The organism is Mesorhizobium sp. M7A.F.Ca.US.008.03.1.1 (assembly GCF_003997495.1).
Lineage (GTDB): Bacteria > Pseudomonadota > Alphaproteobacteria > Rhizobiales > Rhizobiaceae > Mesorhizobium.
On record NZ_RZRU01000001.1, the window covers coordinates 181,176 to 193,309 of the forward strand.

The 12,134-nt window shown below is 60.9% G+C and carries 10 protein-coding genes and 1 pseudogene; 4 read left to right on the forward strand and 7 right to left on the reverse strand.

Annotation, left to right across the window (positions count from 1 at the left end; genetic code table 11):
- Nucleotides 1–189: 189 nt before the first annotated feature.
- Nucleotides 190–1,962, forward strand: coding sequence for a DNA ligase D (gene ligD / locus EOA16_RS00840; protein WP_127254871.1), 1,773 nt, complete (start codon nt 190–192; stop codon nt 1,960–1,962).
- Between the two features lie 81 nt (nt 1,963–2,043).
- Here the strand turns inward: ligD and xth are convergent, their stop codons facing one another.
- The 4 genes and pseudogenes from xth to EOA16_RS00860 form a co-directional block, all read right to left on the reverse strand.
- Nucleotides 2,044–2,841, reverse strand: coding sequence for an exodeoxyribonuclease III (gene xth / locus EOA16_RS00845; RefSeq protein WP_127254873.1), 798 nt, complete (start codon nt 2,839–2,841; stop codon nt 2,044–2,046).
- A gap of 277 nt (nt 2,842–3,118) precedes the next feature.
- A complete protein-coding gene (locus EOA16_RS00850) occupies nt 3,119–3,724 on the reverse strand; it encodes a hypothetical protein (protein ID WP_127254874.1) in 606 nt (201 codons plus the stop codon).
- Between the two features lie 31 nt (nt 3,725–3,755).
- Nucleotides 3,756–4,508 carry a DUF4142 domain-containing protein gene (locus tag EOA16_RS00855; RefSeq protein WP_127254876.1) on the reverse strand — a complete coding sequence of 251 codons (753 nt, stop codon included), beginning with the start codon at nt 4,506–4,508 and terminating at the stop codon, nt 3,756–3,758.
- A gap of 384 nt (nt 4,509–4,892) precedes the next feature.
- Nucleotides 4,893–4,994: pseudogene (locus EOA16_RS00860) on the reverse strand (peptidase dimerization domain-containing protein); the annotation flags it as partial.
- A gap of 396 nt (nt 4,995–5,390) precedes the next feature.
- On the opposite strand from EOA16_RS00860, the gene EOA16_RS32505 reads away from it, so the two are divergent.
- Together EOA16_RS32505 and EOA16_RS00865 are read left to right on the forward strand one after the other, a co-directional pair.
- Nucleotides 5,391–5,639, forward strand: a complete 249-nt coding sequence (locus EOA16_RS32505; protein WP_164754047.1) for a hypothetical protein — start codon at nt 5,391–5,393, stop codon at nt 5,637–5,639.
- A 734-nt stretch (nt 5,640–6,373) separates the two neighbouring features.
- The gene (locus tag EOA16_RS00865) at nt 6,374–8,983 is read left to right on the forward strand and encodes an EAL domain-containing protein (RefSeq protein WP_206517302.1); all 2,610 of its coding nucleotides are present in this window, start codon (nt 6,374–6,376) and stop codon (nt 8,981–8,983) included.
- Between the two features lie 71 nt (nt 8,984–9,054).
- On the opposite strand, the gene EOA16_RS32980 is transcribed toward EOA16_RS00865, so the two are convergent.
- From EOA16_RS32980 to EOA16_RS00875, 3 genes are all read right to left on the reverse strand, one after another.
- Complete coding sequence (locus tag EOA16_RS32980; protein ID WP_245455832.1) at nt 9,055–9,411, reverse strand: phosphatase PAP2 family protein; 357 nt, start codon at nt 9,409–9,411, stop codon at nt 9,055–9,057.
- Nucleotides 9,412–9,426: 15 nt separating this feature from the next.
- Nucleotides 9,427–9,684: a hypothetical protein gene (locus EOA16_RS32985; protein ID WP_245455809.1), complete on the reverse strand. Its 258-nt coding sequence runs from the start codon at nt 9,682–9,684 to the stop codon at nt 9,427–9,429.
- A gap of 315 nt (nt 9,685–9,999) precedes the next feature.
- Nucleotides 10,000–11,070, reverse strand: coding sequence for a LacI family DNA-binding transcriptional regulator (locus EOA16_RS00875; protein WP_127254880.1), 1,071 nt, complete (start codon nt 11,068–11,070; stop codon nt 10,000–10,002).
- A gap of 232 nt (nt 11,071–11,302) precedes the next feature.
- Between EOA16_RS00875 and EOA16_RS00880 the strand changes: the two genes are divergently transcribed.
- Nucleotides 11,303–12,115: an ABC transporter substrate-binding protein gene (locus EOA16_RS00880; RefSeq protein ID WP_164754076.1), complete on the forward strand. Its 813-nt coding sequence runs from the start codon at nt 11,303–11,305 to the stop codon at nt 12,113–12,115.
- The last annotated feature ends 19 nt before the right edge of the window (nt 12,116–12,134 follow it).

Sequence of the window (12,134 nt, forward strand, 5' to 3'; positions counted from 1 at the left end):
ATCCCTCGCAGATCGCCTTTGCGACGGGAATACCAATCTCGGATCGCGAAAGGCGGTTTCGCTTGCCTTTGATCGTCATCACGGCCGGCTGCTCCAGATCTGCGGCGTCACTCAGTCGAACATGCTATTCCGCTAAAACGCCTGGAACCTATCGCTGCACTGCGTCTTGAATCGCTGTTCGGAGGGTGCATGAGTAAAAGAGCAAACGGGCTCTCTTTCGTCGAGTTTCAGTCGCCGACTCTGGTCGCAACGGCGCCCGAGGGCAGCGACTGGATTCACGAGATCAAGTACGACGGCTACCGCACCGAACTGATCATTGAGCGCAGCAAGGCACGGGCCTTCACGCGCCGTGGCTACGACTGGTCGCATCGATACCGCCGAATAGTTCAAGCAGCGGCGGGCTTGCCGGTGAAGACCGCGATTTTGGATGGTGAGGCTGTCGTTCTCGGCGACACCGGCCTTCCGGATTACCAAGCCCTGGAAAGGGAGTTGGGCAATCCAGACTCGGCGAGGCTCATCTTTTACGCCTTCGACCTGCTTCTTCTCAACGGGCGCGATCTTCGGCAACAGCCATTGGTGAAGCGCAAGGCAGCGCTGGAGAGGCTGCTGGAGAACACCCCACCGACACTGACCTATGCCGAGCATCTGGAGGTAAGCGGCAAGGATGTGTTTCAACATGCCTGCCGGATGGGATTGGAGGGCATCGTCTCCAAACGCGTGGATGGCACCTATTGCTCAGGCATCCAAACGAGTTGGCTCAAGATAAAGTGCATCAAGAGCGACACCTTCCCCATCGTGGCTTTTGTAGAGAAACTCGGTGCTCACCCGCGGCGCATTGCATCGCTTTACCTAGGCCGTCGTGAGGGCGACCGACTGCTCTATGCCGGGAAGGCTCGCAGCGGTTACACGCTAAGTGCTGCGAAACTCGTTCGGGAGCGGCTTGACCCGCTGATTACCAGCAAGTCGCCTTTGTCCGAGCCCATTGTAAAGCCGAAGGCGACCTGGGTGAAACCAGATGTGCTGGCCGAGGTCCAGTTCAGCGGCGTCACCGATCGCGGCGTGCTGCGCGAGGCAGTGTTCAAGGGTTTGCGCGAAGACCTCGTGCCGATCCCCGCCAAGCCTCCAGCCCCATCCAAGCGACGCGTGTCAGCCCCACAACATGGCGTTCCCAGTGAAAACATCCTGCAACTGCTGCCCGACGCGGTTCCACCTCCCAAGGAAGAGCTTGCACGCTATTGGGAGAGGGTTGCCGATCACGCGCTTGCTCATCTCGGCCGCCGTCCGCTGAAGCTGGTTCGCCATGCTCATGGCGCGACCTTCTATCACAAAGGCACGCTGCCGAAGATCCCGGCGGCGGTGCATCAGTTGCGGCTGCAGAAGCGCGAGGGTGGCGAGGGCGTTCGCGTGTGGGTTGATGACCTTGCCGGCTTGCTGGGGCTGGTCGAGATGGATGCAGTAGAGCTGCATCCCTGGAACGCCACTGTCGACGATATCGAACATGCCGACCGTATTGTTCTGGACCTTGACCCCGGCGAGGGCGTCGAGTGGGACCAAGTTATCGCGACGACACTGGCGCTCCGCGACATCCTCGAAGCGGAAGGTCTGGAGAGCTGGCCGAAAGTGACCGGAGGCAAGGGCATTCACTTGATGGCCCCGCTCAGGGCGAAGCTCACGCACGACAATGCCCGGCTCCTTGCTCGGTCGTTCGCAAATCGGCTCGCTGAAGCGCATCCGGATCGCTATCTACTTTCGGCCGCGCCGTCAGCTCGAACAGGCCGCATCTTCATTGATTACCTCCGCAATGGTCGGGGCAACACTGCGGTGGGCGCCTTCTCGCCACGGGCGCGCCCCGGTTTTCCAGTCGCCCATCCGGTGACCTGGAGCCAGGTTGAGGCAGCCATCCGGCCAGATGCCTTCACGATCGGCCGTCCATTCAGGGCAGCCGTTAAAAAGGCAGCGTGAACGCATACGCCGCAAATGAAGAATCTCGCAGGGGATTCCGATAGCAATTAGCAAAGAGGCGTAGCCATCCCGAACGACGGATCACGTCGTGTGCTTGCCGGACCCGTCGAGTTCTATCCAGGCTGGCGCATGATCACTCGGCTTTTCCCAGCCTCGCACGTCAGCGTCGACTCCGGCGTCACACAACCTGTCCGAAACTGATGGGCTGACCAGAAGATGATCCATCCGCAGGCCGGAACTTCGATCATAGCCGCCCTGGTAGGAGAAGTTCCAATAGGTGTAGACGCCCTTTTCCGGGTGAATGCGGCGGACGCCATCGATCCAGCCGCCATCAAGCATCTGGGCATAGGCTTGCCGGCTCTCCGGAAAGTAGACTGCATCGCCTAGCCAGCGTCGCGGCACCACGGCATCGATCGGGGTGGGGACGACATTGTAGTCGCCGCACAGAACGCTTGGGACGCCTTGCCTGAGCAGCAGCTGACCGTAACTGATCAGGCGGTTGAACCAGCGCAGCTTGTAATCGAATTTCGGGCCGGGAGCGGGATTGCCGTTGGGCAGGTAGAGGCAGCCGACGACGATCCCATCCACCTCAGCCTCGAGATATCGGCTGTGCGTATCGTCAGGATCGCCCGGGAGCCCACGTCGGCGCTCCAGCGGCTCTTTTCCACGAGCGAGTATAGCTACGCCGTTGTAGGACTTTTGCCCTTGCCATATCGCGCCGTAACCGGCGTTCCTGATGGCTTCCGCGGGAAATTTCTCATCCGAGGTCTTCAATTCCTGAAGGCACACGATGTCAAAGTCGGTCCGACCCAGCCACTTGATGAGCACTGGCAGGCGACCGTTCACACCGTTGACATTGAATGTTGCGATGCGGGTCATCAGGAGATCTCACCAAAACTCTCGCGCGGTGTAAACGCAAATGGCTCAGCAATTGATCCCTCACTGGGCTGCACGGGACGTTGTCAGTCGCCTTGTAGAACTTCGCGGCTCGTCAATTTGCTCCCACCGCTGGGCCGCCGCGCACTTTGAAGACGGCGGGTCATCCAGACTGCCGGGTTCGATCCTCGCGACCCGCGCTGGTTGCGATCGGTTCAATGCTTCCTGGATAGGAATAGGGCGAACGCCCGCCGCTTTTTTGGCGGCGGGGCCTTGATCCTCAGCGCGAGCTGGCGTTGCGAATTCTGTCGCGCTCGGCCTTTATGTCGCCGTAAGGTTCGGCATCGGCATCGAAGCGGGTCCAGCCGTCGGCTTCATATGCGCGGCGGCGCTGTTCCAAATTGACCGAGTTGGTCTGCCCGAGAATGCGCTCCGCTTCGTCGACAAGCCCGTCGCTGACTTTGGCCGTCACCAGAGCGCCGCCACGACGGACGCCTTCGGCATAGACATGGGCATCCCTTTCCGGCACGCCGGAATCGGTGAGCGCGCCGACGATCCCACCGGCCGCACCGCCGACGACTGCGCCGCCCACAGCACCGGCTGCCGTAGCAGCCAGCCAGCCTGCGGCCACCACGGGGCCGACACCCGGGATGGCCATGAGGCCAAGCCCTGTCAGCAGACCGCCGGCGCCCCCGATCACCGCGCCGAGACCGGCACCGCCGGCGGCATCCTCGGCAGCGTCAGAGCGGTAGCCATCGTCGTACCGACCATCTGAATTGTTGGCGACGATGCTGATGTCGCCATGCGGAACACCGCTGGCTTCCAGTTCGCCTACGGCATCGGAGGCGTCATCGTAATCGTCGAAAAGTCCGGTTACGGTCTTCATGGTAAATCTCCTCGATCTGGGTTTCGGTTGGTCAGTTGGCGCCGGCAACGACGTTGCCCTGATAATCGAGCGCCACCGTCGTGTTCTTGCCGTCCTTGGTTGCCTGGCCGCGCCAGATACCCTTGTCGTCCTTAGTCAACGCGGACACATCGGTGAAGCCGGCATCCTGGAGGCGGGTCTTGGCCTGCTCCTCGGTGAAGCTGTTGGCGCCGGGAACGGGGGCGGCGGGGTTTGCGGTGCCGGTCGTGGCTACGGCTGGCGTCGTAGAACTCGTGGTAGACGCTGCGTCGCCCGTAGTGGCGATCTTCTCGATCATGTCCTTGTGCATTTTGAGCGTCGGCAGCGTCTCGGCGGCGAATGTCTTCAACTGCGCATTGTCGCCGCCCTTTGCATAGCTCTCGAAAAGCGTGACCGCTTCCGAATGCGCATCGCGTTGCATCTGGACATAAGGCTTGTCGACGGCGCCCTTGGCAGTCTTCAAGGTGTCGAGATCAGCCTTGCGCTTGGCGTCTAGTTCCTTCGGCAACGTCAGCTTCTGTTCGCCGGCGATGGTCTCAAGCTTGGCGTTGGCCGCGCCGTGGTCGTCGATCATCTTCTGCGCGAAATCCTTGACCGCCTGCTCTTGGGCCGTACCCTCGGCGATCTTGCTGGATTCAACCTCGAACATCCCACCGGCCGCAGCGTTGTCGACGAAGCGTTGCGCGCTGTCGGTGGCGAAAGCGGACAGGGTGAACGTCATGGCCGTGGCGGTGGCCAGGGAAGCCAGAATAAGGTGAGTTTTCATAGGGGCTTGTCCTCGTTAGGCACGGGTGTGCTGTCGAGCTGACAAGCGTCAATCGGCTTTGTTCCGCTGCATGAGCGATTATCCAACCGACTAAAAGACGTCCCGCCGGCGCTGGTGCACTATCGCCTTTGGTCTTGGCCGGGCTACCCCACCGGACTTTCTGTTCGCGTGCCAGTGTTCTTGGTGCTGACAGACACGAGCCATTCAGAAGAAGCTCTGCCCGGTGGCCTTTGGAACCGATGTTTAAGGCTGGCCGGTGAAATCACCGAAAGCGGCCGAAGCGAAGCGCTAGACTAAACACTCGCCGCTTGGCGTAACTGCCACGGGATGACCGTATTCCGCTCTCGTGGGATCGCGTATTTGCGCAAGATCCAGCGCGCGCCTGTCGGCCATGGCGTGGATGGCGTTGAGGCCAAGGTCGGGCCGCGAGGAATGGCCGGAGCGCCCGACAACAGTCACGCGGGCGGCAGCCTTGCCCTTGGGTGATGGCTCACGCGGACTGGACGCAATAGCCCACGCTGGGGTGCCACGATGGTACTTACCAAGGCCGGCGAGATCAAAGCTGGGATGCCTATGATTGCCGCGCTGTATGACGGGCCGGTCGACTTCGCCGGTTCTGCCGATCAGATCGCCCGCGAGGTCATTCGAAAGGTGCAGCGGATTCAGCCCCCGCTTCCTCGCAGTGAGGCAGGCCCACCGCGATTGGCAAAGGCGGTCGGCGTCTTCGCTGGGAACCTAAACGACCGCAGCTGGTTGGGCGCCGGTGGCAGTGGCCTCTTCAGGCTCGCCGTTGAGGTCTGGGCCTCGACTGCCCGCGCTTCTGCCGCGGTGTGCGGCGTTTTGAGGGACCGACATGGTCCCCGGTAGTGGGAGGATCGCAGCATGGGTTTCCTTGGCAAGTTCTTCGCAGGGCTGTTCGGCAGCAAGTCATCTTCAACCAAGACGAGTGGCGACATGGGGAAGGCGACCGGTGCTGGTCCCGCAATGGCGGCACATCAAAGGATGCCAAAACATCCGCTGCAAGCGGACAAAACGCAAAAGCAGCCAGAAAATCGAAGTGATTTTAAGCAAGCCGGCAGCATTGTAGATCGGTCGCCTAACGCAAGCACGACTCGGTGGGTGAATGGCTGAAGGCCGTTCGATTGTCGGATTGATACCAACTCTCTTTCACGTATCATTTGATCTTGCCCGGTCAGATGCCCGGCAGTTTTGTATACCTCGTTCGATCAATCCGGCGTGCGGACGTGGAAGTCGACTCAGGTGCTTTCGTCCAGAACAGGGATGGAAGTTATGCTTGGAGACCAAAGCAATATCCGAAAATTGCCCAAGTTGCGGCAGATGAATGTTGCGACGTAACAGATCCCCGCCTGATAGCAGCGCTCAGATTTGTAGCCCGCTCCTATCGAGCGCGATCCGTTGAGGCTGCAGATGATCTGGTGGAGATCACGCTGCGCACCGCCATTCAGCAAGTAGATGGGCGACCGGAGGAAATCAGCCTGTTCAGCTGGCTGAGCGCAATCATGGCGCGATATCGGAAGTGAGAGCGCTGGGGGCCGACGACCCGCTCCCAGCTGCCGGCCGCGTCAGAAAATTGCCATTCCGCCATCAATGCACCCAGAAAGCGCCTCGTCTGGCTCGTTCGCGCGGTTGGGGAATGCTCGTCGCGGAGCGCTGCCCCAAGAGTGCCGCTGTCTGCGGACGCCAAGCTCGACTCCTGACCTCCTTAGAGAGCGCCACCTAATGCTGAAATTACCGGGCGTGGTGGAAAACCAAATTTAAGTACTTTCGGCTAGGCTCGGCCGAGGGGTATTGCCAGGGAAAGGTATTTGGGTCAATTGGCCAACACCGCATCCAGTCTCAGCCGGTTGAGACACTCCGTTTTGTCTTCAGCGAACCTGCCGGCGGCGATCGCTTTTGTGGTGCTTGTGATCTGCGCCGTGTTGGCGGACCGGGAAAACAGGATTGTTTCAGACCAATTGGCGCGCGCCGACGTCTCGGCCAAGGTGAACATCATAAGGGCCAAGCTGGAAGGCAACATCAACGGCAATCTCCAGCTTACGCGCGGTCTGGTTTCGGCGATCGTGACCGAACCCTATATGGGGCAACAGAGGTTTGCGGCCCTGGCCAGCAACCTGTTCGAGCAGGAATCTCAGCTGCGCAACATCGCCGGCGCGCCGGACCTAGTTATCTCGCTGATGTATCCAATGCCTGGCAACGAGAAAGCCATCGGCCTCGATTACCGCAAGAACAATGCCCAACGCACCGCCGCGCTCCGGGCGCGCGACCTGCGGGTGCCCGTGCTGGCCGGTCCAGTCGACCTGGCGCAGGGCGGCCAAGGCTTCATCGGCCGCTTTCCGGTCTTCGTGAAGACGGCGGGGGGTGGCGAGCGCTTCTGGGGGATCGTCTCCGTCGTTGTTGACGTTGAGCGCCTCTACAAGGCAAGCGGCCTTTTTGACGCCGATCTCGACATCGAAATCGCCCTGACCGGCAAGGACGGCCTTGGCGGGACGGGTGATCGCTTCTTTGGTGGCGAGCGCGTCACGCGTGCCGACCCGGTGACCGCAGAGGTGCATCTGCCCTCCGGTTCCTGGCAGATCGCCGCCATCCCCAGAGGTGGCTGGGCCGCATCAGCGAAGAATCCCTGGGCCTTGCGGGCCATCATGGCATTGGCCGGTGCGCTCGTCGTTCTGCCCATTCTCGTTGCGGGGCGGCTGTTCGGCGAAAGGCAGAAAAACTTCGCCGAGCTCAGGCGATTGTCCGGTCGCCTGGAACTCGCGCTGGATGCGTCGGGAATCGGTGTCTGGGAGCACAACATCGCCACCAACGAGCTGGTGTGGGACGACCGCGTCAACGAAATCTACGGCAGGCCGGCTGACCGGAAGCCACGCGGCTATGATGACTGGGCCTCAGCGATTCATCCGCACGACATCGAACGGGCGCAGCAGGATTTCGATGCCGCGGCGGCGGTAAAGGGCCCCTATTCCTCGCAGTACCGGATTGTCCACCCGAATGGTGAGATCCGGCATGTGCGCACGCGTGCAACCTATTTCCAGGGCCGCAACGACACGCCCAAGATGATCGGCGCCGAATGGGACGTCACGAGCGACGTCGTGCTCAACGAAAACCTCGTACGAGAAAGACAGCTGTCCGAACTGAGGAACGCTGAGCTTGAACTGGCCAAGGGGCGCATCGAACATGTGGCGCTGCACGACTCGCTCACCGGGCTGCCGAACCGCCGCTATCTCGACGAAATGCTGGCGACGACCGCGCGTCGAGGAGAACGAACCGCGCTCCTGCATTTGGACCTTGACCGATTCAAGCAGATCAACGACACGCTGGGGCACGCGGCCGGCGACGCCATGTTGATGCATGCCTCGAAGGTCATCAAGGCAAATGCCGGAGCCGCCGACTTCGTCGCGCGCATTGGCGGCGACGAGTTCGTGGTCATTTGCGGCGGGCGCGACGATCCCGAGCTCGCCGCACTAGCCGACCGCATCATCGAAGAGATGCGGCAACCCGTCAATTTTCGTGGCCACCAGTGCCGGTTCGGTGTCAGCATCGGCGTTGCGGCGAATACGGGCGAGGGGCTCGACGCAAGGCAGCTGCTGGTCAACGCCGATCTCGCCCTCTACCGGGCAAAGAGCTCAGGCCGGAACCGCTACGAGTTCTTCAACGAGGAGCTGCAAAGCGAAATCGTGGAAACCAAGCGGACCGCCGACGAGATCCTGGGCGGCCTCGAGCGCAACGAATTCATCGTCTTCTACCAGCCGCAGTTTGACGCCGGCACATTGGAAGTCGTCGGCGTGGAGGCCTTGGCCCGCTGGCAGCACCCGACGCGCGGCATCCTGACGCCCGACGTCTTCCTGAAGGTCGCGGAGGAACTGAACGTTGTCGCCCTGATCGACCGAACGGTCCTCAAAGCGGCTCTGGCCGACTTTGAGTGCTGGCAGCTTCAGCACCTCAACATTCCACGCGTTTCGGTCAACGTCTCGGCACGCCGGCTCGAGGACAAGGACCTGATCGATGGTCTTCGCAAGCTCAACATCCGCGAAGGGACGGTCTCCTTCGAACTGGTCGAGTCCATCTTCCTCGATGAGAATGACGACCTCGTCGCCTGGAACATCGAGCACATCAAGGACCTCGGCATCGACATTGAGATAGACGATTTCGGCACCGGCTACGCCTCGATCGTCAGTCTGCTCAAGCTTCAGCCGCGCCGACTGAAGATTGATCGCCAGCTGATCACACCCATCACCGGCTCGCTGCCGCAACGGCGCCTGGTGTCATCCATCATCGAGATCGGCAAATCGCTCGGCATCGAAGTGGTTTCCGAGGGCGTCGAGACGATGGAGCATGCGCGCATCTTGAAAGAGCTCGGCTGCGACCTGCTGCAGGGCTACGCGCTCGGGCGCCCCATGGGCGCTAAGGCTTTAGAATCCTTCGCGCAATCTCGCAAATGGCCGGCTGCGGGATAGCCGTCTCGTGTCGCGGAGTTGGTTGATCTTGCACGAATACAAGGTCGTGCGACAGCAAGTCCAGGGGCGGATCAGGACCCGCGCCGCTGTTCGATACAATGGGCCCCCGACCAGCAAAAGATTGCCCAAGCTGATCCGACGCACCATCCCGCAAGTACATCCGTGGGGTAGTGAACGCCGAAATATATCCGGCTCATTCCGACCATGATGGTCAGGAACACGGCCAGGGCAACGAAATACCCTTTCACCCGGCGATCAGGATTTGCCCTGGCCAGCAAAGCTCCAAGCGTAAGGAAAGTGACAGCGGACAACATCGCGTGGCCGCTCGGAAAACTGGCGGTAAAGTCCCTGGTGGTGTGGAAAATGTCGGGTCTCTGGCGATCAAAGGCGACCTTCAGAACTGTGCTCAGGGCCTCTCCACCAGCCACGGCGGCGGTGACCAATCAAGCGTATCTCCGCTTCTGCGTGATCAGCAGGTAACCTATGGCCGCCAGCGATACAAAACCCAGGAACGCAACGCTGCCCAGAGCCGTGACGTCGCGGCCCATTTCCTCCAGCCACGGCGGGCCGATCAGATTCGTCGGATCATCGGCGCTCCGAAACGCCGCAAGTACGGCCCGGTCGAATGCCCTCGTGTCACCCTCGACAACTTCCTCTGCCAGGAGGCTGAATCCGAGGACCAGGCCGCCAGCTACAAGCAAATGAAGCGATCAGCCACATAGCATCGCTGCGAAAACCTCGCAGAAAGCCGTTTAACGAAGCAGGCGGGTTGATCTCCATGCATCCAAGCTAGGGGGCGGCTAAGTCTCGTCAATCATTTCCGTCGGCCGAACGCTGCTGAAGCGCTATCAAGTCGCGTTCGATCTCATCGAACGGATGAAGCGACCGCTCAAGGACCACCCTCTCACGCCGTAACACTCCAACCTCCCGGCGTAACCTTATCTTCGCCTTGAATTGAACCAAGGACATGGCAACCACCGCATGAAACGTAAACGCTCGAGGCAACTGTCGTGGACTCACGGATGTGGGGGACCTACCGAGCCTCTCGTGATGATCGCGGTCCGCAGGACCAGCCTTTCCGGCGGTTGGATCTGGCCGTTCAGGCGGCGAATGAGCAGTTCCGCAACGCTATGGCCAAGTGCATAGACCGGCTGATCGATGACGGTTATCGGCGGAGTTGTGACACCGGTCCAGTCCGCATCGTGAAAGGTGATCAGCGAAATGTCGTTGGGGATCCCCATGCCGCGTTGGCGAATAGCCCTGAGGATTTCCAGCGCAATCACACTGTCAGAGGCAAGGATCGCGGTCGGTCGCCCAGGATGGGAAAGCAGTTCGTCTGCGAGCCTGCGTGTCTCTCGGGGGCCTGTCGCGCCGAGCCGGACGTGGCGCTCAGGTCGGTCGACACCGGCGTCTCTGCACGCGCTGACGAAGCCATCGATGCGCTCGCGGACCGACGACGTGTAGATTTGCCCGAGATCGACATATTCGTGGCCATTGGCTTCCACTGCCGTGACATAGGCGATGTTGCGATGGCCGGCGTCTATTAGCACACGAGTTGCCCGTATGGCGGCCTCGCGATCGTCAACCGTGACAGTGTCGACATCGAGGTCGGGCAGGGCTCGGTCAAGCAGGGCAAGCGGCCGACCGGACCGATGGATGTCGCGCAGATGGCCTATGTCCCGCGACTCCGAGGGCGTCACGATCAGCCCGTCGACGCGCTTGCCGATGAGGAGCCGTACAGCCGCCTTTTCCGCTTCGATCTTCTCGCCGGAGTTCGCCAGAATGACGTTGAAGCTGGACGCTTTCGCCGCATCGCTGATGCCGCGCACGGCGAGACTGAAGAACGGATTTTCGATATCGCCGACGACCACCCCTATGATCCCCGACCTGCCGGTCGTCATGCTGCGGGCGAGCTCGTTCGGCCGATAATCGAGAGCCTTGGCGGCTGCCGTGACGCTCGCCCGGATGGTGTCGCTGACGACGCCATAGCCGCCCAACACGCGGGCGGCCGTCGCCTTGGAGACGTTCGCCGCTCGGGCAACGTCGGCGACCGTTTTGGGGCGGGCACTGTATGGGACTTTCGTCATCTCAAGAACGACTACAAGAAATGTTGACGGCAGGTCAATCGGGCGGTACTTTTAGGAAAGAGACCGGTCTCTTGTAGCAGAAACCGGTCTCTTTTGCGATACGACTGGACGCGAGGATTCTGCTGGGCGTCGGATGACGAGGCGGGTGAAAGCGGTCTCAAGTGAATGCCAAGAAAAACAGACCTTCAGAGTGGAGAGAGACGTGAACAAGTTCGAAATGATCAAATGGCTGATGTGGCCGGCTCGGCGGGGCGCAGTGGCTCTCGCAATCGCGTGTGTCGCAGCAGCTTCTGTTTCGGAGGCCACCGCGGCGGAAGACAATCCCTATGGCCTGATCGACGCCAAGGTCGTCAGCGTCGGCACGATGGGCGATGCGAAGCCTTACGCCTTTACCCAAGCCGGTGGCACTTTCACGGGTTTTGACGTGGAACTGTTCCAGAACGTGGCGAGCCGCCTTGGCTTCAAACCGGATCAGGTGATCTTCACCGGCCAGGAGTTCTCGGCTTTGATGCCATCGGTTGCCAATGGGCGCTTCGACGTCGCGGTGGCCGCGATCGGCACGACGGAAGCGCGCAAGAAGACGGTCGATTTTTCGGATGGCTATCTCGCCGGTTACCTGTCGGTGCTGACCGCCGACAAGACGATCACATCGGCTGACGGGCTCAAGGGCAAGCGTCTCGGCGTCGTGCAGGGCACACTGCAGGAAATCTATGCCGCGAAGAATTTCATCGGCACCGATCTGGTCAAATTTCCTGACAACAACTCGGCCGTCTCGGCGCTCAACAACGGCACGGTCGACGCTCATTTTCTCGATTACGAGGCGGCCAAGGACTATGGTCAGCGCTACCCGGACCTGAAGATTGCTGTCAATATCCCGTCGTTCGACGCGCCGGCAGGCTTCGTCATTCGCAAAGGCAACGACAAGCTGCGGAACGCGCTGAACACCGCCCTGCACGCAGCCATGCAGGACGGCACGTGGAAGACACTTTATGAAAAGTGGTTCCCTGGTTCGCCGATGCCCGATCAGTATCTCCCCAAGAAGTGACCGCTCCGGCAGCCGGTTC

Coding starts and splice junctions, on each gene's coding strand:
- ligD (WP_127254871.1), top strand. CDS start 190: ATGAGTAAAAGAGCAAACGGGCTCTCTTTCGTCGAGTTTCAGTCGCCG.
- xth (WP_127254873.1), bottom strand. CDS start 2,841: ATGACCCGCATCGCAACATTCAATGTCAACGGTGTGAACGGTCGCCTG.
- EOA16_RS00850 (WP_127254874.1), bottom strand. CDS start 3,724: ATGAAGACCGTAACCGGACTTTTCGACGATTACGATGACGCCTCCGAT.
- EOA16_RS00855 (WP_127254876.1), bottom strand. CDS start 4,508: ATGAAAACTCACCTTATTCTGGCTTCCCTGGCCACCGCCACGGCCATG.
- EOA16_RS32505 (WP_164754047.1), top strand. CDS start 5,391: ATGGGTTTCCTTGGCAAGTTCTTCGCAGGGCTGTTCGGCAGCAAGTCA.
- EOA16_RS00875 (WP_127254880.1), bottom strand. CDS start 11,070: ATGACGAAAGTCCCATACAGTGCCCGCCCCAAAACGGTCGCCGACGTT.
- EOA16_RS00880 (WP_164754076.1), top strand. CDS start 11,303: ATGTGGCCGGCTCGGCGGGGCGCAGTGGCTCTCGCAATCGCGTGTGTC.